Genomic DNA, 21,225 nt, shown 5'->3' with positions numbered 1-21,225 from the left:
CACAGCCCGCGGCGTAAAGCCCAAAACGCCGCCTTAACGATTGGCGCGCTATTCCGCAGTTGCAGGTCCATCACGAAGCGAGCGCAGTGAAAACCGATCCGGGCGAAAGACTCTTGCTGCTTGACGGACTGCGCGGATTCGCAGCGATCGGCGTGCTCGTCTTCCACGCCCGGCTTTCCGCCCCCTTCCCCGCCTTTACGCGCGGCTACCTTTTCGTGGACCTGTTCTTCCTGCTTTCCGGCTTCGTGCTGACGCTGGCATTCGAACCCCGGTTCGGCGCGGGAATCGACGCGGTCACGTTTCTGCGCCGGCGCTTCCGCCGTTTTCTGCCGATGGTCGCGGCCGGAGCGATTCCCGGCGCCTTCGCCCTGTTCGGCGCGACCGGCAACGGCGGCCTCGCGCTTGCGGCCTTCGTGCTATCCCTCGCCATGGTCCCGATGCTGACCGGCGGGATGACGTTCCCCGCCAATACGCCGCAATGGTCGCTGTTCGCCGAACTGGCTCTCAACCTGCTTCATGGTATGAAGCTTCATCGCCTGACCGACGCGAAGCTTGCGCTTCTGGCCCTGGCCTGCCTGGCCGGGCTGGTCATGCTGATGGCCCGCGCGGGTGACGGCGACCTCGGCGGGGACCTGCGCCAGTTGCCCGCCGGATTGCTGCGAGGGGGATGGTCCTACCTGCTGGGCATCGTCATGGCGCGGCGGTGGCGCGCCCGCAGGCCCGCAAGCGCCGCCGACTGGCGAATCGCGCTGCTCATGCCGATCGCCCTCGTGGCGCTGCTGCCGCTTGTTCCACTGCCGGTCTGGATCGGCGACGCCCTTGTGATGTCGCTCGGGTTTCCGCCGCTGTTCTGGATTGCGGCGACCGCCACACCACCGCGCATCGCCGAGCGGCCGCTCGCCCTGCTCGGCAGCCTGTCCTTCCCGCTCTATGCCGTTCATTTCCCGATCCTCATGCTGGCCAGCCAGCTCGGCGGCGGCGAGCGAGGACGGCTTTTCGGGATTTTTCCGGCTCTGCTGGCGGCAGGCATCCTTGCCCTGTCATCCGCAAGAAGCCGCAGGACGGCACCCTATCCTCGCGCCAGCGCCAGGGACGAAACGCGCCTCGCCTAGAGCGAAAGCGCCACATGCCCGGGAAACTTGCTCTCGATTGCCGCACCCTTGGCGTCACTGCCCGGATCGAACCGCGCGCCGCGTCACTGCCCGGCAGATCGCCTCAAACCATTCTTCCGACGCTTGACCTGTCACACCCACGCGCTAGTCGCTTTGCCCATGGCCTATCCCACTTCACCGCTCGCCTCGCCCTTCCCCGCCATGTCGCCGATCGCCGGCGTCACGCCGCACGTCGTGCGCGCCGGGTACAAGGACTGGGGCCGATGCGACCTGACTTATGTGGAGCTGGAAGAAGGCACCGCGGTTGCGGGCGTGTTCACCCGGAACCTGTGCTGTTCCAGCGAAGTCGAACTGGGCCGTGACAACGTGAAGCAGGGTTTCGCCCGCGCGCTGGTGGTCAATGCAGGCAACTCCAACGCCTTCACCGGCTACCGCGGGCGTGAGGCGGTGGAGCAGATCATGGACCAGGTCGCAGCGCACATCGGCTGCCCGCGCGAACAGGTCTTCGTCTCCTCGACCGGCGTGATCGGCGTGCCTCTGCCCAAGGACAAGGCGCGCGAAGGCGTGGAGAAAGCCCTCACCGCCGAGCCCTGCTCTTGGGAGGACGTTGCCAACACCATCTCCACCACCGATACCTTCGCCAAGGGCGCGACGGCCACGGCGATGATTGGCCAGACCAAGGTGACCCTCGCCGCCGTCATCAAGGGATCGGGCATGATCGCGCCGGACATGGCGACGATGCTCGGCTACATCTTTACCGATGCCGCCGTGGAGCCTGCCTTCCTGCAGGAATGCCTCTCCGCCGCGAACTTCCGCACGTTCTCGTGCATCACCGTCGATTCGGACACCTCCACCAGCGACACCGTGCTCGCCTTCGCCACCGGCAAGGCCGGCAACGCGCCGATCTCGTCGATCGCCTCGCCCGGCGCCCATGCCTTTGCCGCCGCGATCCATGACGTCTGCCGCCAGCTCGCGCACCTCGTCGTGCGTGATGGCGAAGGCGCGCAGAAGTTCATCGAGGTCGCCGTTACCGGCGCCGTATCCGACGAAAGCGCGCGCAAGGTCGGCATGGCCATCGCCAACTCGCCGCTGGTGAAGACCGCCATCGCCGGGGAAGACGCCAATTGGGGCCGCGTCGTCATGGCCGTGGGCAAGGCAGGCGAACCGGCGGACCGCGACAAGCTCTCCATCGGCTTCGGCGGCACCTGGGCCGCGCGTGAGGGCCTGCCGCTCGCCGACTATGACGAAGCGCCCGTCGCCGCGCACCTCAAGGGGCAGGACGTCACTATCGAGGTCGACCTCGGCCTTGGCGAAGGCGCCGCCACCGTGTGGACCTGCGACCTGACGCACGGCTACATCTCGATCAACGCCGACTATCGGAGCTGACGATGGCCGGGCCGCAATTCACCATCTGGGGGCGCCTCAACTCCCACAACGTCAAGAAAGTCGCCTGGTTCGCCGAGGAACTGGGCCTGAACTACGTGCGCCACGATATCGGCGGTTCGTTCGGCTATACCGAGGAGTACCTCGCCAAGAACCCGAACCGGCTGGTGCCGATGATCGAGGACGGCAAGCTCGTCCTCTGGGAATCGAACGCGATCCTGCGCTACATGGCGGCCGAATACGGCGGCGATCGCTGGTTCCAGCCCGATCCCATCGACCGCGCGCTGGCCGACCGCTGGATGGACTGGCAGATCACCTATGCCGACGCCCAGCGCCTGCCCTTCCTTTCGATGGCCCGCACCCCGCAGGACCAGTGGGACATGCCCGCTATCGAGCGTGACGTGAAAACCTGCGCCGCGCACCTTGTCGTGCTGGAACGCTACTTGTCCGAAAAGCCCTGGCTTTCCGGCGGGGAGTTCGGCCTGGGCGATATTCCCATGGGGGTATACGCCTATACCTGGTTCTCGCTCCCGTTCGAGAAGCCCGAGTTTCCCGCGCTGGCCGAATGGTACGCCCGCATTCGTGAGCGCAAGGGCTATGCCCGGCAGGTCATGATCCCGCTCACCTGATCCTCCGTCAAAAGGCCTCCTGCATGATCACCTCCACGCTCAACATCGCGGTCGAAACGATCATGCGCGAAGTCTCTCGCGATGTGATCCTGCCGCACTACCAATCGCTGTCGAGCGAACAGATCGTGAGCAAGGCGGTGAACGACGTCGTCACCGTGGCCGACCGTGAGAGCGAGGCGATCCTGACCGAGCGCCTTACCGCCCTCCTCCCCGAGGCTTCGGTCGTGGGCGAGGAAGCGACGTTCGCTGACGAGAACGAACTGCTCAAGCTCAAGGACCGGCTCTGCTGGATCGTCGACCCGCTGGACGGCACCAACAATTTCGCCGCGGGCAAGGCCCCGTTCGGCATGCTGATCGCGCTGGCGGACCAGGGCGAGACGCTGGGCGGCTGGATACTGGACTGCCTGACCGGCCGCTTCTGCCGCGCCTCGGCGGGCGGCGGCGCCTGGGTAGAAGGCGAGCGCCTCACTGCCCGCGCCACGGGCGAAATGCCGCCCGTGGCCGCGATCTCGCTGATCTTCACCGAGGAATCGCGCCGCGAACGCCTGCGCACCGAAGTCGCCCCGCATTACCGCATGGTGGACATTCCCCGCTGCGCCGCAGAGCAATACCCTCGCCTCGCCCTTGGCCAGAACGACGTCGCGGTGTTCGAGCGCACCCTGCCCTGGGACCATGCGGCGGGCGCGCTGTTCCTCAACGAGGCGGGCGGGAAATGCGCCCGCCCGGACGGCTCCGCTTACCGGGTGGACGAAATCGGCCGCAAGGGCCTGATCGGAGCGGCCTCGCCCGCCCTGTTCGAAGCGCTGGCCAACCGCCTCACTGCACTGGAAGACTGAAGCTTTTCAGCGGCCTGCCAGCCGAAAGCGGGCGGTGGAGAACGCTTCACCGTGCCCGCACGATTGACCTCGGATCGGCTCTGCCGGGAGATCGGCAGGAATGCCGCTCAATCCCCTGCGAGCCCTATTCCGGCTACCCGACACCTCACACCACCCCTGCGCAAACGGCCCGCCTTGCACGCGGGCCGCTTCGTCGATCCGGCGGGAACAATTCAGGAAATTGCTCCAGGCTTTAAATTCAACGCTTTAAGAACTCGTGCGAGATAATTTCCATTTAAATCAATACTCGCCAACCAAGACCACGCCAAACAGAGTTCATCGCGACAATACATCGGGACAGATAGGCCATACATCGCGCCGTGCGATGGATCACCGCCCTTCTATCCATCAACTCACCGCACAGGAAACTCGAATTACCGGCACGGCACTGCCGGCGCAAAACATGTTCATGCAGCGGAAAGGTGAACCTGAACACGCAGGCTTTCCATGAAGTTCAAGTGCGGCAGATCTGCCGCATGCCATTGAAACGAGATGGAGGGGGTTCCGACGGTGGCCAGGCTTTTTCGAAGCGGCTGCGGTCGGACGAAAGCTGCGATCACGCAGGCCTGACAGGTCGAGTTTTAAGGAGTCGCCGCAATGAGTGTCATTACCAAAAGCCCCAAAGTCCTCCTGCTGGCCGCAATGCTGACCGGCACCGCTTCCGCCAGCCTGGCTGCGCAGTCGCAGGAACCGCCCGAAGCCGACGTTTCCGCCAGCTACAGCGCCCCCGCGCCGGAAGCTGCCGAGATGACCGAAGGGCCTGACGTCGAAGGCATCATTTCCGCGCGCAGCGGCGACCGGATGCAGGTTACCGCCGCCGATGGCACCAACACCGTGATCGCCGTGAACGACGCCACCCGCATCAGCGCCAGCAAGGGCCTGTTCGGGCTCGGCCGCAACAAGCTGGTCGCCAGTTCGCTGCTGAACGGGCTGCCGGTTTCCGTAAAGACGATGCAATCCGGCGGCGGTCTCGTGGCCAGCCAGATCAAGCTGCAGAACAAGGATCTCAAGACCGCGTCGATGATCCACAACGGCACGGACCAGCGCTTCGCCGAACAGACCGCTGCCACCGAAGCGCTGCGCGGCCGCATGGGCGACATCGACCAGTACAACGTCAAGGGCACGACGAACGTGAACTTCGACACCGGCAAGGCGGCACTGTCCCCCCAGGCGAAGAACGACCTCTGCGCCGCGGCCTCGGCCGCCGAGGGCATGGACAACGCCCTGCTGCTCGTGGTCGGGTACACCGATTCCACCGGAAGCCCCGATTTCAACCAGACGCTCAGCGAAAAGCGCGCCGGCAGCGTCGTCAACTATCTCCAGCAGGCCTGCCACTGGAAGCCCTACCGCATGCTGACGCCCACCGGCATGTCCGAGGCAGACCCGCTGGCGGACAATACCACCCCGCAGGGCAAGGCGCAGAACCGCCGCGTTGCAGTGAATATCCTCGTCAGCAAGGGCCTCGACGGCCTGTAAGGCCGCCTGCCGCGCCGACGGAAAACCTGCCCAAGACGCACGAAAAAGCCCCTTCCACCTTGATGGTGGAAGGGGCTTTTCTTGTTCCTGCCGGAAAAGCGGCCTTGCCGGACTGGCCGGTTCAGGCCCCCGGTTCAGGCCGATGCGAACCTCAGAGTTCGCCTTCGATCCAGCCCTTCAGCGCGCTCTTGGGAGCAGCGCCAAGCTTCTGGGCGACCGGCTTGCCGTCCTTGAACAGCACCATCAGCGGGATCGACTTCACGCCGATCTCGGCGGGGATGCCGGTGTTGGCCATGATGTCCATCTTGGCGATGGTCACCTTCTCGGACAGCTCGTCGCTGATCTCTTCCAGAGCCGGGCCGATCATCTTGCAGGGACCGCACCAGTCGGCCCAGAAATCGACGAGCACCGGCTTGTCGGACTTCAGAACGTCGTCTTCGAAGCTGGCGTCGGTAACAGCGATGGTCGCCATGAATTGAAACTCCTCGGGTATCTCGGTTGAACGCAATCTAGGGACGAATTGTCTCGAGGCAACGCCTGCCCCGGCATAGCTTTACTGGGCCGGGGAAAAGTCCGGCTTGTGAACAGCCAGCACTTCGGCGGGAACCTCGATCAGGCGCGGCACCGTGGTGTAGAGCAGCGCCACTTCCACGGCGCGGCCGGGAAACGCCACTTCCAGCGCGGCGGCATAGGCCCCCATCTGGCGCAGGACGCCGCGCGGCACCTGCTCCAGCCGTTCTGGCGGGCGGCGCGCGGTCTTGTAATCCACAAGGCGGATACGCTCAGGCTCGACCACGAGACGGTCGATCGTGCCCGCCACCACCTGCCCGCCGACTACGGCCGCCACCGGCACCTCGGCAAGGCTGGCCGGGCCGAACAGTTCCGCCCAATCCGGGTTTGCAAGCACCGCCATCGCGCTCGCCAGCATGGCCTCGCGCGTGTCTTCCGGCAGGTCGGCAGCATTGCGGGCCAGCCATTGCCAACCCGATTCCTCGCGCATGTCCGCTTCCACTTGCGGCAGGCGTTCAAGCAACTTGTGAACCAGCGTGCCGCGCCGCAAGGCATCGCGCCCGGCTCCCGGCGGGAACGGCGGATCGGGCGCATCGTCCTCACCCAGCGAGGACGGCGCCAGCGGGCGCGGCGGGCGCGGTTCGGCGGGCGGGGCCCGTTCCAGCCAACGCGGCAGCGGTTCGCGGAGCGGCAGTTCCACCGAACGGACTTCGGCGGGCAGCGGCGCAGGCGGCGGGCCATGCTCGCACCGCGTGCCCCAGATCGGATCCTCGACTTCGGCCTCGGCCGGGAACAGCGCGCGCAAGTTCGCGTACCAGCTCTTCTCCGCAGGACCATCCCTGTCGCGCCGACCGAGCGCGCCGCCGATGAACAACGCTTCCTCGGCGCGGGTCATGGCGACGTAGAGCAGGCGCCAGTGTTCCTGCTCATCCCCCTCGCGATTGGCGGCGATCTGCGCGGCGATGCGGCCGACCTTCTCTTCCTTCGAGAGCGGAGGCAGCGGCACCTTGCGGCGTTCATCGCGCGGATCGGACAGATCGAAACCCCGGTCGCGCGCGGCTTCCGGGTTGCCGGTGGCGTCCGCCAGGATCACGATGGGCGCCTGCAGCCCCTTCGAGCCATGCACCGTCATCACCCGGACCAGACCGGAGGCCGCATCCGCCTCGCGCTTCAGCTCGCCGTCGCCCGCGTCGAACCAGGCGAGGAAGCCCGCAAGACTGGGCGTGTCCGTGGCGACGTAGGCTTGCGCGGCGTTGACCAGTTCGTCGATCGGGTCATTGGCCTCGCTGCCGAGCCGTGCGACCAGCTTGCGCCGCCCCTGCCAGGGACCGACCAGCAGCCAGTGCAGCAGCGCCAGTGGCGGTTCGTAATCCGCCAGCGCCAGCAGTGGCCCAAGTTGCTGGAGAACGGCCGCGATCTCGGGCCCGGATTGCGCCCGCAGATGCTCCCACAGGCGGCGGTTCCTGTCCCGGTAGCCATGTTGCAGCAACTGGGCCTGGCTCCAGCCGATGAGCGGTGAAACCAGCAGCGCGGCAAGGTTGAGATCGTCGAGCGGCTGCACCGCGAAGCGCAGCGCGGCGATCAGGTCCTTCACCGCCAGCGGCGCGCCCAGACGCAGACGGTCGACGCCCGCCACCGGCACGCCCGCCGCATGAAGCCGCGCAACGATCAGCCCGGCAAGCTCCTTGCGCTGGCGCACCAGGACCATGATGTCGCCCGCACCTGCACGGCGAGGACTACCCTTGTTCAGCGTGAAGCCCGGGCCGGATGGATCGAGCCATTCCCGTACCTGCTGCGCGATGCGCTCGGCCATCTGGCGGTCCGGTCGCGAAAGCCAGTTGGGCTGCTGCCCGTCGTTGTCGTCGTCTTCGAGAGGCTCGTCATCGTCTTCGCCGATCTGCTCGGAGACAGGCTTCCACAAGGCGACGTAGCCCGGCCTTTCCTGCCCGACATGCCGCCCGGCCGGACGGTCGAGCCCGAAGCTGGCATGGCCGATGCCGGAGATGGCCTGATCCACGAAATCGAGGACGTGCTGCGCGGTGCGGAAGCTGCGGTCCAGCCCCAGTTCCATGAGCGGCCGCGCGGCTATACCGCTGCGCAACATATCCGCATTGTCGGCCGCCTCACGCATCTTGCCGCGCACCCGGTCCGCGGCCCGGCGGAAGTTCTCGGGGCTGGTGCCCTGAAAACGGAAGATCGCCTGCTTGTAATCGCCCACGACGAAGAGCGTGCGCATGAGGTTCTGGGGATGGCCTTCGCGCTGCCCCTCGCCTGCCCAGAACTCCTCCGCCATGGCGAAGACGATATCCCACTGCGCGGCATTGGTGTCCTGCGCCTCGTCAACCAGGATATGGTCGAACCGGCGATCCAGTTTGTAGCGGATCCAGTCGGCAGAGGCCTGTCCGCGCAACAGATCGGCGGCACGGCGGATCTGGTCGTCGAAATCGATCAGCCCTTCGCGCTGCTTGGCCTCGTCCCAGGCGAGCGCGAAGGCACGGCCGAGCCGCAGCGCGGGCACCAGCCTCTCGGCAAGGCCCAGCAGCGCCTTGGTCTCGCGGATTCGCGCAACGCTCTCGCCTACGCGCACGGCATAGCCTTCGTAATCCGGATCGCGCTTGGACAAGTGGTTGAGGCTGCGAACGCCATCGTCCTTGGTGAACAGCGCGGCGTGGAGATCGTCGATCCCCTCCGCCCGCTTCGCCGGGCTCCAGGTGAGCCACGGAACCAGGACGTCGGTTGCCTTGTGCGCGGTGGCGGTGTTCCATTCGGCCAGAACCTCGCAGCATTTGCGCAGCGAGCGGACGTCGAAAGCATCGTCGCTGCACATTTCGGCGAGCAATTCGTCACCCGCTTCGTCAGGCAGGTCAAGCAGGCGCAGGACGTGGCTGCGGATATCGCCGGCCTGCCACGATCCCGGTCCGAACCAGGCCTCACGTGCGCCTGCACAGCGGAGCAGGAAATCGACCACCGAGTCCGGCCCGTGACGCAGCGAAAGCTGCGCGATGGCACCCAGCAGCCCCGGCCCGTCGAAAGGATCGTTCTCAGCCGAAACGAGCAGATCGGCAAGCACCTGCCGGGCCAGCAACGCCCGTTCGCGGTCTTCCATCGGCCGCGTGCCGGGCACAAGCTGCGCTTCAAGCGGGAACGTCGCCAGCAGCCACTGCGAGAAGGCGTGGATCGTGTCGATCCGCAGGCCCCCGCCCGGACTGTCGAGCACGGCGGTGAACAGGGTGCGTGCACGCGCTCTCGTGTCGGGATCGGTCGGCGCGCCGATCGCGTCCAGCCGCTGGAACAGCAGGGTGTCCTCAAGCCGCACCCATTCCGCCAGCGTGCCGTTGATGCGCGCGGCCATTTCGGTGGCGCCCGCCTTGGTGAACGTAAGGCACAATACCTGCGAAGGCTCGACGTTCTCCTGCAACAACAGCCGCAGCACGCGCGAGGAAAGCACCTGGGTCTTGCCGGTGCCGGCCGAAGCCGAAAGCCACACGGTATCGCGCGGGTTCACCGCCAGCATCTGGTTGCCGTGCAGCGGATGGACGGCGGCGGGACCGCTCATGCCTCATCCTCCCCGCCCGCGCGTTCCCGGCCGCCGAGCGAGGTGATCCATTCGTCGAGACGCATCAACTGATCGTAATCCGCATAAGAGCCGAGTTCGGGATTGAGGCGCGCGGTGAAGGGTTCGTTCCCGAGAATCCAGCGGTCGAGCGCATCGTTCAGGTAGCGCTCGGTCTCGGGCAGGAAATCGTCCGGTTCGATGCCCGAGCGCCGCTTGCCGACCTTGAGCGGCGTGGTGTCGTAACCGATCCGCCCCTTGTCCTTGGCCATCGACCAATATTCGAAGCCGCTGGCCTCGCCCGCGATCTCACGGCCCTGCATGTCCTTGAATCCGCCGCCTTGTGCGATCAGCGCGATCAGGCCGAGCTGCAGCGCAAAGCCTTCCTCCACCCGGCGCGCCGTGGGCGGCGATCCGGTCTTGTAATCCACCACCGCCAGCGAGCCATCGGCCAGCCGGTCGATACGGTCGGCGCGGCCATGGATGCGAATGTCGCGGTGGCGCATGTCGCCCCATGCCTCGCTGGCTATCACCTTGCGGCCCGCGGTCTTGTGTTCGAGCACCAGATCCCGGAAGGTATCGAGCGCAGCGGAAAGGCGCGGCCACCACAGGGCGCGCATCAGCGGGTGCGCGTTCTTCTCGGTCAGCACGGCCTGTGCGATCGCGTGAAGCCCGTCCACCGGTTCGCCCGCCTTGTGCCAGTCCTCCAGAATCTTGTGCGCGACTTCCCCCTTCCACGCCGCGCTCGGCTCGGCATCGAGCGCGTCGAGCTTGCGCAGGCGCAGCACGGCATTGGCGTAGAATTCGTAAGGGTCTCCGCGCAGCCGGTCGAGCCCGGTCACGGCCAGATCGACACGGCGCTGTTCGGCCGAAGGCATCGGCTGCGGGCGCGGATGCGGCGGCACCGGTACGGCATCGTCAAGCATACGGGCCAGACGCAGGGCCTCGCTCTCGACATGGCGGTCGCCCTGTTCGCCAAGCAGCGCCTTCACGCGCAGCACGAAGCGCGAGGGGATCACCGGCCCGCCCGCATCGCGCAAGGCCCAGCTCAGCACCACTTCGGGCGCCCCCAATGCCGCTGCAAGATCGTGCGCGGCCAGCCCGATGCGGAAGTCCGCTCCGGGAACGCCAAGCGCGCGCAGCACGGCAGGCGGCAGCAGCGCGTCCTGCGAGGGCGAAGCCGGCCAGACACCTTCGACGAGACCGCCGCAGATGACGAGATCGGCGCGGCTCATCCGCGCTTCCAGCAAGCCGTAGATCGACACGCGCGGATGCCCGCCCCAGGGCGGACGCACTGCAGCACGGTCCATCACGTCGCGCAGCATGGCATGAAGTTCGCGCGGGTCGAACAGCGTGCCTGCGGAACCCGCCGCCGCGCGCAGTTCCTCGACCATGGCGCTCAGCGCGCGGCCATCGGCGCCGGCCCAGATCGCCTCGCCGCACAGTGTCTCGGCAGCATCCACCAGCTTGCCAAGGAGGAATTCGAGCGGCTCGGCCTCACCCAGAGCGAAGAGCGGCGCGAGCACGGCTTCGACTTCGGCCCACCACTCGCCAAGCTTTTCCTGCTCCGCCAGTTCGGCGAGAGGGGCAAGACCCGCGCCGGGACGCGGCCCCCGCAAGGCAAGATCGAGCTTGCGGGCACTTTCCAGCCAGCGCGGACGCCCTTCGCCGCCGCCAGCCAGCGGATGCACCAGAAGCGCCATGAGCGGCACCGGCGCCGCCTGTTCGGCCAGAACTTCAGCCAGCAACAGCATGAGCCGTCCTGCGGCTGTCTGGGCGAGCGGACGTCCCGCCGTATCGTCCGCGGTGATGCCCCAGCGTTCAAGATGGGCGACGACCCTCCCGGCAAGGCCGCGATCCGGGGTAATGAGCGCCACGCGCCGTTCCGGCACTTCCAGCGCCTCGCGCACCATCACGGCAATGGCCTGCGCTTCCTGCTCGGGATGCGTGCTTTCCATCAGCCGCACCCCTGCCAGGCGACGTTTTTCGGCGGGAAGGCTGACCCAGGCCGCCGAAGCGCGCGGCGGCAGGAACAGGTTCGATATCACCGTGCTGCGCTCGGCCGGAGAGGCGCCGTAGCCGGAGCGATGCCAGGCCGCGACCTCGTCCCGCGCGATCCCCATGCGGTTGAGCAGGAGCTTGAGGTGGTACTGCGGATGCGTGACCGCATCGGCCCGGCCGAACGGAGGATCGTCCGGTTGTTCGGGCTTGCCTGCCGTGCCGAGTTCGTCCCAGACTTCCGGCGGAAGCGCCAGATCGAAGTCCGGCAGGACGACGCTGCCGCCCGGCAGCTCGCTCACCACGCGCAGCATTCTTGCCAGCGACGGCGAAGCGCTGGTCACGCCGGCGGCGACGACAGGATATGCGGGCGGTGTAGCCTCCCATTCGCGGGCGGCGTGTTCGAACAGCAGGTTGCGGCGTTCAGGCGCGTCGATCTCGCCGCGTTCCGCCAGTTCCGCGATCCAGTATTGCTGCACTTTCAGGAAGGTGCGCGTATTGTCGGTCCAGTGACCGGCAAGATCGCCGACGATGCCGATCACGCGCTCGCTGATGAGGTCGATCGGCGCGATGCCCTCTACCAGCAGCCTGTCCATGGTGCGGCCCAGTTCCCAGGCACGGCGCAGCAGGGCGGCCCCCTTTCCGGCCTCGTCTCCCTCAACCTCGCGCAAGTAGTGGGCAAGCCGCAGCCAGCGGCGCGTCGGATCGGCAGCAGGCGCGATTTCGGCCGCGCCGAGCGGATCGAGCAGTGGGCCCAGCGTTTCGTCGAGATCGAGATCGCCCACCACGACCATGCGCGGCAACAGCATCCCCGGCCGATCCGTCGTGCCCGAATGGCGGACGAACGCCTCGGTAACAGTGCGGATCGCACGGCGGCTCGGCAGCAGCAAGGTCAGCCGCGCGAGGCCCAGTTCACCTTCGGAATAGCGCGGCACCAGCCCCGCGACCAGGGCGTCGGCGAAACCACGGTGCGCAGCAATGGAATAGATTTTCGGGCCGTGCCGCTCAGGCACGGGGCAGCCATTCCTCGGTCGGCCTGATCGCGGAAGGTTCGCCCACCTCGAACCAGAGGCCGGTATGCGAGATACCGTAGAGGCGGCCCTCCTCGATCGCGCGGCTCCACAGCAGGTTGGTCGAGAACGGGCCTTCGGGCGCATCGCGCAACAGGCGCTTCGACACGATCTGGATGCCGGAATAGATGAACGGCGCGACATGGCCGCGCTTGCGGCGCGTCACCCGGCCCACGGGATCGAGATGGAAGTCCCCGTCGCCCCGATAATTCATCGCGCGCGGATGCGGCACCATGAGCAGCAACGCGTCCATCCTTCCGGCATCCCAAGCCAGCGAAAGCTCGTGGAACACGTCCACCGGCCCGTCGAGCCAGATGTTGTCGCTGTTGAGACAGAAGAAAGTCTCGGGCAGCAGCGCCTCGGCCTTGACCATGCCGCCGCCGGTTTCGAGCAGGCAGTCACGCTCGTCCGAGACCGTGATCGCGGGGCCCTTGCGCCGCACCTTGAGATGGCCTTCCAGCGCGTCGGCAAGGTAGTGGACGTTGACCACCGCCTTTTCGATGCCCGCCGCATCGAGCTTGTCCAGCGCGTGGTCGATCAGCGACTTGCCAGCGACGCGAACCAGCGGCTTGGGCTGGGTCGCGGTAAGCGGGCGCATGCGCTTGCCGAGACCGGCGGAAAGCACCATCGCCGTGTCGCTGGCGAGCTTCACCTCGTTCATGCAGCGTAGCTCCCGCCATTGGCCTGGCGCAGATGCGCCGGGATGTTTGCATCGAACCAGCGCGCCACCGGTTCCAGCGCCGGATGGGCGAGGTCGCGTTCGAGCATGGCCCAGACGCGCGGGATGAGATCGAGATAACGCGGCTTGCCGTCACGCCGCCAGAGACGCACGAAGATACCGATGATCTTGGTGTTCCGCTGCGCGCCGAGGCGGGCGTAATCGGCAAGGAAGGTCTCGGGATCGACGCCGGTGAGCTGGAGATAATGGTCGAACATCTCGGCCTCCAGTTCGGGCGAGACATCGCGGCGCGCATCCTGGAGCAGCGAGACGAGATCGTAGGCCGGGTGGCCGATCAGCGCGTCCTGGAAATCGAGCAGCCCCTGCTTTTCCAGGGCGCCGAGCAGCATGATGTTCTCTGCGTGGTAGTCTCGCAGCACGGTCACGCCGGGGCGCTGGCGGGGGAGCAGTTCGCCCATAACCGCTTCCCATGCGGCAACGAAACCGGCGGAATCGACGTAGAGGTTCTGCGCGGTGCAGTACCAGTCCACGAACAGCCGTACCTCGCGCTGGTACTCGCTCATCGAATAGTCGAGGAACGGTCCCGGCGGCAGTTCGCGAAGCTGCGCCAGAACATCGACCGCGCCCTTGTAGACGGCGGTTTCGTCGTCCGGCCACTGGTCGAGATAATCGCGCATCCGTGCGTGGCCGAAATCCTCGATCAGCACGAGGCCGCGGTCCGCCCAGTCGGCAAGGATGCGGGGGGCCCGCAGCCCGTTGGCATCGAGCCAGCGCGCGGCACGCAGGAAAGGCGTGGGATCCTCGTTGGGCGGCGGGGCATCCATCAGCATCGCCGTCTGCCCGTCCGCGCGCGTCACGCGGAAGTAGCGCCGGAACGATGCGTCCCCGGCAAGCGGTTCTACGGCGGCGCCAGCCCACCCCGCCTGGGCGAGGAAGGGTGCGAGGTCGGCGGGAAGGTCTGCGAGGTTCGTGCTCATTTCGGCTCCCGCCCTAGCCAATCAGCCCCCGGCTCGACAATGGCGATCCGCCCCTCATCCGCAACTTCCAGCGCGATTGAAAGGCAGCCCGGCTCATGTGAGAAGCCTCCGGCATGATCCGGCCATTCGGCGAGCAGCGCAGCGCCCTGCCGATAGTCGTCAAGGCCGATCTCGTCGGCCTCGGAAGGATGGGACAGGCGGTAGAAGTCGGCATGGACCAGGGGCAGGCGCACGCCCGATTGTCCGGGAGGGGCCGGATCATAGACCTCGACGATGGCAAAACTCGGCGAGGGCACTTCACCCTCATGCCCCAGTGCGGCGATGATTGCGCGCGCGAGCGTGGTCTTCCCGGCGCCGAGGCCGCCGGTCAGCGCCACCACGTCATCAGGGCGAAGCTGTTCGGCGATGGCGCGGCCGAAACGCTCCATCGCGGCGAGGTCGGGCAATGCGATCTTCACGGAAGCTCCACCAGGGCGCTGGTCCCCTTGCCCGGTTCGGAAACGAGGCGCAGCGCGCCGCCATGCGCTTCCACCAATTGACGCGCAAGCGGCAGGCCCAGACCCTGGCTGCGCTCCACCGACTTGCCGTCGGCACTCGTCTTCATGCCGTCAAGCGCAAGGGCGACGCTGCGGGTATCCATGCCCTCGCCCTGGTCCTGCACCAGAATCTGGAGCCACTCCCCGTCGCCCGATTTGCGGCGGCCGAGTTGCACGAGCACGCGCTGCCCCCGGCGCGAGGCGGCAATGGCATTGTCCACGAGATGCCCGACCGCGCGAGCAAGTCGCTTGCGATCACCGGAAATCGGCCGCAGCAATCCGCTGGCCTGAAGATCCAGTACCAGCCCCGCCTTCTGGAGCCGCGAGGCGCGCTCCTCCACCACGGAGCGGATGAAGGGCATGGGGTCGATTTCCTCTTTCTTGAGCGGAAGCAGCCCGGCCTCACCCTGCGACAGGTCCAGCAGGCTGTCGATGTGATCGCCAAGCTGTTCCACCGAAGTCAGGATCGCGCCGACATATTCGCGCCCGCTGTCGGAAAGGTCGCCGCCGACGCCCGCCTCCAGCAGTTCGGCAAAACCGCCGATCGATGTCAGCGGCGTGCGCAATTCGTAGCTCATCTTGGCAAGGAAACGGGTCTTTATCGTGTCCGCCTCGATCAGCGCGGCATTGCTTTCGCGAAGCGCGGCCTCGGCCTTCTGGGAATCGGTAATGTCGAGCACGGCGAGCAGCCCGTTACCGTCGGGCAGCGGCACGCCCGCGAATTCCAGCATGCGGCCATCGGCAAGCGCGATGCGGCCGCCCTTCTGCGCGCGGTCCAGCGTCGCGGTGCGCACCACGCCGCCGACCGTCTCCGCCTCCGCCGGGCGCTTGAGGCGCGGCGCGATCTTCTTGAGCAGATCCTGCATGTGCGGGTGCGTGTCTAGGAAATCGCTGTCCAGCCCCCAGTCGGCGGCGAAGCGGCGATTCCAGATTTGCATCCGCCCGTCCGGCGCGAACACCGCGATCGATTCGAACAGACTGTCGAACGTGGCGGTGCGCGTCCGCAGCAGGGTGTCGCGCACGGCGGAAAGACGCAGTTGCTCGGTGCGATCCTCAGCGATCAGCATGAGCCCGCCGTCCGGCACCGGCTGGGCAACGATGCGCAGATGAGTGCCATCCGCCAGGGTCCAGGCCTCCTCGCTCGCATCCCCAGAGGCGAACCAGGCGGCCTTCTCCCGCCGCCAGGCGGGGAAATCGCGCGCTTCGGGCACGCGCCCGGCATCGCGCGCGGCATCGAGCAGACGCTCAAACGCGGGCAAATCCTGCATGGTGTGTGCCGAAAGCTTGAACAGGCGCTGGAACGGCTGGTTGGCAAAAGTCAGCCGCTTCTTGGCGTCGAACTGGGCGACACCGGCAGAAAGCTGGTCAAGCAGGCCGCGCTGCGCCTCGCGGAACGCGCGGAACGAGCGCGACATTTCCTCAAGGTCTTCGATATCCACGGCATAGCCCGCCACCCCGTCTTCGCCGAGCGGCAGGTCGCTGACGCGCATGGCGCGGCGCTGGCCGTTGATCGTGGTGGAGACGATGCGCTGGATCGGCGCACCCTTTTCGGCAGCGACGCGGGCGACCTGCGCGGGGGTGAGCCCGTCGACGTTCTCGATCAGCTCGGTGCCGCTGGCGACCACGCCTTGCGCACTGTCCCCGCCCACGGCGGCGACATAAGCGGAGTTGACCAGTTGCAGCTCGCCATCCGGGCGGCGGAACCACATCGGCATCGGCGCAGCCTCGATCAGGGAGACCAGCGCAGTGAAGTCCCCCCTCGCCCGTGAGGCTTCGTCACGCAATCGGGTAAGTTCGGTCTCGCTGTCGGAAAAATCGAAGACCCAGACCAGCGCAGCGCCGCCCGGCGAGACCTGCGGATCGGCGAGATGGCCGCGCAGCGCCAGCGAACGGGTGGACCCGCGCGGCGTAAGGACCATGCGGAAAGGTGCGGCGGTCTTCTGGGTGCGGCGAACCGCTTCTGTCAGTTCTTCCAGCTTTTCCGCCGGAAGGCCGCGTTCGCCGGTATCAAGTTCGGAAAGGAACTGTGGCACCCCGTCCAGTCCGAGCCACTGCGCCAGGCGCGGGCTGGCCTCGATCCTGCCGTCGGAACGGACGAGCAGCGGCAGGGCGGGCGATTCCTCGACCATGCGGCCGAGCCGGCGCGCGGAACGAAGCTGGTTCTCGGCCCGCTTCTGCCGGCTGCGCGCGGAGAGCACGGCCCAGGCCGCCGCCAGCATCCAGACAGCGAGCAGAAGACCGATCAGGAGGGGTACGAGGCGATCCTGGTCCATTCACCAACGGCTATGATGCGGGGACGCGTTAAACACAATGGGGAGACCACCATTGTCGGTGCGCTCGTCACATCCGTGACGAACTTGCGGCACCGGCCCGCTCCCTCACCCGACCTCCCATCAAGGGTTCACTCGTGGAAGGTCAGGTGAGGGAGCGGGCCGGTGCCGCATCGGGAATGCCCGGATGGGCATTCCCGACCAAGCAAATCAGTAGCGGTAGTGGTCCGGCTTGAACGGCCCTGCTTCCGGCACGCCGATATAGTCGGCCTGCTTCTTCGAGAGCTTGGTGAGCTTCACGCCCAGCTTTTCGAGGTGCAGCGCGGCAACCTTTTCGTCGAGGTGCTTGGGCAGCACGTAGACGCGGTTCTCGTACTCGTCGTTCTTGGCGAAGAGTTCGATCTGCGCGAGCGTCTGGTTGGTGAAGCTCGACGACATGACGAAGCTGGGGTGGCCGGTGGCGCAGCCCAGGTTCACCAGGCGGCCCTTGGCGAGCACGATGATCTGCTTGCCGTCCGGGAAGGTCACGAGGTCGGTTCCGGCCTTCACTTCCTTCCACTCGTAGTTGTCGAGCGCCGAGATCTGGATCTCGCTGTCGAAGTGGCCGATGTTGCAGACGATCGCCTTGTCGCGCATGGCTTCCATGTGCTCGCCGGTGATGACGGCTTCGTTGCCGGTGGCGGTGACGAAGATGTCGCAGCGCTTCACCGCGTCTTCCATGGTGACGACTTCATAGCCTTCCATGGCGGCCTGCAGAGCGCAGATCGGGTCGATCTCGGTGACCATCACGCGGGCGCCGCCGTTGCGCAGCGAAGCGGCCGAACCCTTGCCGACATCGCCGAAGCCGGCAACGCAGGCGACCTTGCCGGCCAGCATCACGTCGGTTGCGCGGCGGATCGCGTCAACCAGCGATTCCTTGCAGCCATAGAGGTTGTCGAACTTCGACTTGGTGACCGAATCGTTCACGTTGATCGCGGGGAACGGCAGCTTGCCGTCCTTGGCGAGGTGGTAGAGGCGGTGGACGCCGGTGGTGGTTTCTTCCGAAACGCCCTTGATCGCGTTGACCGAGCGCGAGAGGTAGCCCGGCTTGGCCTTGAGGAAGGCATTCAGCGCACGAACGAACTCGATTTCCTCGGCGTTCGAGGGTTCGAACAGCGGCTCACCGGCTTCGACGCGGGCGCCCCAGAGCGCGAACATCGTGGCGTCGCCGCCGTCATCCAGGATCAGGTTGGCGGTGAGGTTGGGATCTTCGTCGGTCGACCAGTCGAAGATCTTGCCCACGTAGTCCCAGTAGTCGGCCAGCGATTCACCCTTGATCGCATAGACCGGGATGCCGGCGGCGGCGATGGCGGCAGCGGCGTGATCCTGGGTCGAGAAGATGTTGCAGGTGGCCCAGCGCACTTCGGCGCCGAGCGCGACCAGCGTCTCGATCAGCACGGCGGTCTGGATCGTCATGTGCAGCGAGCCGGTGATGCGCGCGCCCTTGAGCGGCTGCGACGCGCCGAATTCCTCGCGCAGCGCCATCAGGCCCGGCATTTCGGTTTCGGCGATGGCGATCTCGGTACGGCCGAAATCGGCCAGCGAGATATCGGTAATGGCGTAGTCCTGGGCGGCGGTCTGGGCAGTGGCCACGGGAAGCTCCTGATGCTCTGGATATTGCAAGTTGCAGGGAGACGCCGGGCCGGGCCGCAGGCCCAGGCCCGGCGTCTCGAATGCAACGTCCCTACCCGGTCAGCATTCGCGACGCAAATATAAAGATATCTTTATATGCCTCGCCGAAGCCTTGGCAGGGCAATCCGCAGCCCCCGTTTCAGTGCAGATCGAAACGATCCGCATTCATGACCTTTACCCAGGCGGACACGAAATCCCCGAGGAACCTCTCCCCTCCATCGGCGCAGGCATAGACTTCGCTGAGCGCGCGGAGCTGAGAATTGGAGCCGAACACCAGATCCGTCCGCGTGCCTGACCATTTCGGCTGGCCCGAAGCGCGATCGGTGCCCACGAAGGTTTCGTCTCCCGCATCGTCCACCTGCTTCCAGGCGGTACCCATGTCGAGCAGATTGACGAAGAAGTCGTTGGTAAGTTGCCCCTCGTGGGTCGTGAAGACACCGTCCCTCGTCCCGCCGTGGTTCGCACCCAGCACGCGCAGCCCCCCGACCAGCACCGTCATTTCGGAGGCGCCGAGGCCCAGCAGTTGCGCGCGATCGATCAGCAGTTCCTCGGTCGGGACAGTGAACGGCACCTGGAGATAATTGCGGAACCCGTCGACGCGCGGCTCCAGCACGGCGAAGCCCTCGATGTCGGTCTGCGCCTGAGAGGCATCGGTCCGACCCGGCGCGAACGGCACTTCCACCGGCGTTCCGGCGTCGGCCGCCGCCTTCTCGATGCCGACACCGCCGCCCAGCACGATGAGGTCGGCGATGCTCACTTTCTTCCCGCCTGCAGCCGAACTGTCGAAATCGGCCTTGATACGCTCGTAGACGCTCAGGATCTGCGCCAGCTTATCCGGCTCGTTGACGTCCCAGTCCTTCTGCGGCGCAAGGCGAATGCGTGCACCGTTGGCGCCGCCGCGATGGTCGGACCCGCGATAGGTCGATGCCGAAGCCCAGGCGGCGGAGACAAGTTCCGCAACCGTCAGGCCGGAGGCCCGAATCCTCTGCTTCAGGTCCGCCACGTCCCCGGCCTCTATCGCCGGATGGTCGGGCGCGGGGAGTGGATCCTGCCAGAGCAGGTCTTCTGCCGGAACCTCCGGGCCGAGGTAGCGGGATTTCGGCCCCATGTCGCGGTGGCAGAGCTTGAACCAGGCACGCGCGAAAGCATCGGCGAAGTGATCCGGGTCGGCCCGGAAACCTTCAAGAATCCGCCGATATTCCGGATCGACCTTGAAGGCCATGTCGGCGGTGGTCATCATGGTCGGCACGCGCCGCTCGGGGCTGTGGGCGCCCGGCGCGAGATCCTCCAACCTCTGCCCCACCGGCTGCCACTGCTGTGCGCCCGCCGGGCTGCGGACCAGTTCGTATTCGTAATCGAGCAACATGTGCAGGAAGCTCATGTCCCACTTCGTCGGCGTGGGCGTCCAGGAGCCTTCGAGGCCCGACGTGATCGTGTGGTCGCCGAAACCGCTTTCATGACCGCTCTGCCAGCCGAGACCCTGCTGCGCGATGTCCGCGCCTTCCGGTTCCGCGCCGACCTTGGCGGCATCGCCCGCGCCGTGGCACTTGCCGAACGTATGTCCGCCCGCCGTGAGAGCAGCGGTTTCCTCATCGTTCATGCCCATGCGCGCAAAAGTCTCGCGAATGTCGCGGGCCGAGCCGACGGGATCAGGCTCGCCGCCCGGCCCTTCGGGGTTGACGTAGATGAGACCCATCTGGATCGCCGCCAGCGGGTTTTCGAGGGCCATTTCCCGCTCCGGCTGGATGCGCGTTTCGGCGCCCTGCCCGACCCACTGCTCCTCGGTGCCCCAGTAGACGTCCTTCTCCGGTTCGAAGATGTCCTCGCGCCCGCCACCGAAACCGAACGTCGGCCCGCCCATGGACTCGATGGCGACATTGCCGGCGAGGATCAGCAGGTCCGCCCAGGATAGCTTCGCGCCGTACTTCTGCTTGATCGGCCAGAGCAGGCGCCGCGCCTTGTCGAGATTGGCGTTGTCAGGCCAGGAATTGAGCGGCGCGAACCGCTGGTTGCCGGAAGAGGCCCCGCCGCGCCCGTCGCCGGTACGGTAGGTGCCCGCGCTGTGCCAGGCCATGCGGATGAAGAACGGGCCGTAATGGCCGTAATCGGCGGGCCACCACGGCTGGCTGTCGGTCATCAGCGCGGTAAGATCCGCCTTCACCGCCGCATAGTCGAGCGACTTGAACGCCTCGGCATAGTTGAAGCCAGTGCCGAGCGGGCTGGCGCCGCTGACGCCCAGGATGTCGAGGGAAAGCTGGTTGGGCCACCAGTCTCGGTTGGTGCGGCCCAAGAGCGATCGTACCGGCTCGCCGTGCATCGGGCAGCCGCTGGTCTTCGCGTCCATGTCATTCTCCTTCCGGTCGGTCCTGTCAGTCCGCCCTGTTCACCGGGCGGTTCCAAAAACTCCGCATTCGGCCACGGGCGCTGTTCGGCGCATCGCAGGAGGCCTGTCGCGGCTCCGGGAAGCTTGCCAGATGCAGGCGCGC

At 66.6% G+C, this 21,225-nt stretch carries 14 protein-coding genes; 5 read left to right on the top strand and 9 right to left on the bottom strand.

Translation table 11 applies throughout. The features are described 5' to 3' along the window. Positions 1 to 86: 86 nt before the first annotated feature. The 5 genes from U9J33_RS08665 to U9J33_RS08645 all read left to right on the top strand — a co-directional run bounded on the left by U9J33_RS08665 (position 87) and on the right by U9J33_RS08645 (position 5,475). Positions 87 to 1,112: an acyltransferase family protein gene (locus tag U9J33_RS08665; protein ID WP_324698985.1), complete on the top strand. Its 1,026-nt coding sequence runs from the start codon at positions 87 to 89 to the stop codon at positions 1,110 to 1,112. A gap of 159 nt (positions 1,113 to 1,271) precedes the next feature. Beyond that, positions 1,272 to 2,498 (top strand): bifunctional glutamate N-acetyltransferase/amino-acid acetyltransferase ArgJ, encoded by a 1,227-nt coding sequence (argJ, locus tag U9J33_RS08660; protein ID WP_324698983.1) that lies wholly within the window; start codon positions 1,272 to 1,274, stop codon positions 2,496 to 2,498. A 2-nt stretch (positions 2,499 to 2,500) separates the two neighbouring features. Beyond that, positions 2,501 to 3,124 carry a glutathione S-transferase family protein gene (locus U9J33_RS08655; RefSeq protein ID WP_054435852.1) on the top strand — a complete coding sequence of 208 codons (624 nt, stop codon included), beginning with the start codon at positions 2,501 to 2,503 and terminating at the stop codon, positions 3,122 to 3,124. A 23-nt stretch (positions 3,125 to 3,147) separates the two neighbouring features. Continuing rightward, the gene (locus U9J33_RS08650) at positions 3,148 to 3,960 is read left to right on the top strand and encodes an inositol monophosphatase family protein (RefSeq protein ID WP_324698982.1); all 813 of its coding nucleotides are present in this window, start codon (positions 3,148 to 3,150) and stop codon (positions 3,958 to 3,960) included. Between the two features lie 636 nt (positions 3,961 to 4,596). After that, on the top strand, positions 4,597 to 5,475 hold the full coding sequence (locus tag U9J33_RS08645) for an OmpA family protein (RefSeq protein ID WP_054435854.1): 879 nt from the start codon (positions 4,597 to 4,599) through the stop codon (positions 5,473 to 5,475). A 151-nt stretch (positions 5,476 to 5,626) separates the two neighbouring features. On the opposite strand, the gene trxA is transcribed toward U9J33_RS08645, so the two are convergent. The 9 genes from trxA to katG form a co-directional block, all read right to left on the bottom strand. After that, a complete protein-coding gene (trxA, locus tag U9J33_RS08640; protein ID WP_054435855.1) occupies positions 5,627 to 5,947 on the bottom strand; it encodes a thioredoxin in 321 nt (106 codons plus the stop codon). An 81-nt stretch (positions 5,948 to 6,028) separates the two neighbouring features. After that, on the bottom strand, positions 6,029 to 9,541 hold the full coding sequence (gene addA / locus U9J33_RS08635; protein WP_324698981.1) for a double-strand break repair helicase AddA: 3,513 nt from the start codon (positions 9,539 to 9,541) through the stop codon (positions 6,029 to 6,031). Next, on the bottom strand, positions 9,538 to 12,549 hold the full coding sequence (gene addB, locus U9J33_RS08630; RefSeq protein WP_324698980.1) for a double-strand break repair protein AddB: 3,012 nt from the start codon (positions 12,547 to 12,549) through the stop codon (positions 9,538 to 9,540). The genes addA and addB overlap by 4 nt, the downstream gene beginning before the upstream one ends. Then, positions 12,542 to 13,267, bottom strand: coding sequence for a nucleotidyltransferase family protein (locus tag U9J33_RS08625; protein ID WP_324698979.1), 726 nt, complete (start codon positions 13,265 to 13,267; stop codon positions 12,542 to 12,544). Before U9J33_RS08625 ends, addB begins: the two co-directional genes overlap by 8 nt. Further along, entirely contained in the window at positions 13,264 to 14,262 is a 999-nt protein-coding gene (locus U9J33_RS08620; protein WP_054435858.1) for an aminoglycoside phosphotransferase family protein, read from the bottom strand. The genes U9J33_RS08625 and U9J33_RS08620 overlap by 4 nt, the downstream gene beginning before the upstream one ends. Then, on the bottom strand, positions 14,259 to 14,720 hold the full coding sequence (tsaE, locus tag U9J33_RS08615) for a tRNA (adenosine(37)-N6)-threonylcarbamoyltransferase complex ATPase subunit type 1 TsaE (protein WP_324698978.1): 462 nt from the start codon (positions 14,718 to 14,720) through the stop codon (positions 14,259 to 14,261). The genes U9J33_RS08620 and tsaE overlap by 4 nt, the downstream gene beginning before the upstream one ends. Then, the gene (locus tag U9J33_RS08610; protein WP_324698977.1) at positions 14,717 to 17,071 is read right to left on the bottom strand and encodes a sensor histidine kinase; all 2,355 of its coding nucleotides are present in this window, start codon (positions 17,069 to 17,071) and stop codon (positions 14,717 to 14,719) included. Before U9J33_RS08610 ends, tsaE begins: the two co-directional genes overlap by 4 nt. A 207-nt stretch (positions 17,072 to 17,278) precedes the next feature. Next, positions 17,279 to 18,700, bottom strand: a complete 1,422-nt coding sequence (gene ahcY, locus U9J33_RS08605; RefSeq protein ID WP_132469889.1) for an adenosylhomocysteinase — start codon at positions 18,698 to 18,700, stop codon at positions 17,279 to 17,281. A 178-nt stretch (positions 18,701 to 18,878) separates the two neighbouring features. Further along, a complete protein-coding gene (gene katG / locus U9J33_RS08600; protein WP_324698976.1) occupies positions 18,879 to 21,083 on the bottom strand; it encodes a catalase/peroxidase HPI in 2,205 nt (734 codons plus the stop codon). Positions 21,084 to 21,225: the final 142 nt, after the last annotated feature.

This window comes from Novosphingobium sp. RL4, from assembly GCF_035658495.1.
Lineage (GTDB): Bacteria > Pseudomonadota > Alphaproteobacteria > Sphingomonadales > Sphingomonadaceae > Novosphingobium.
The sequence above is the reverse complement of the archived record's forward strand: the minus strand, read 5'-3'. Positions and strand labels throughout refer to the sequence as shown.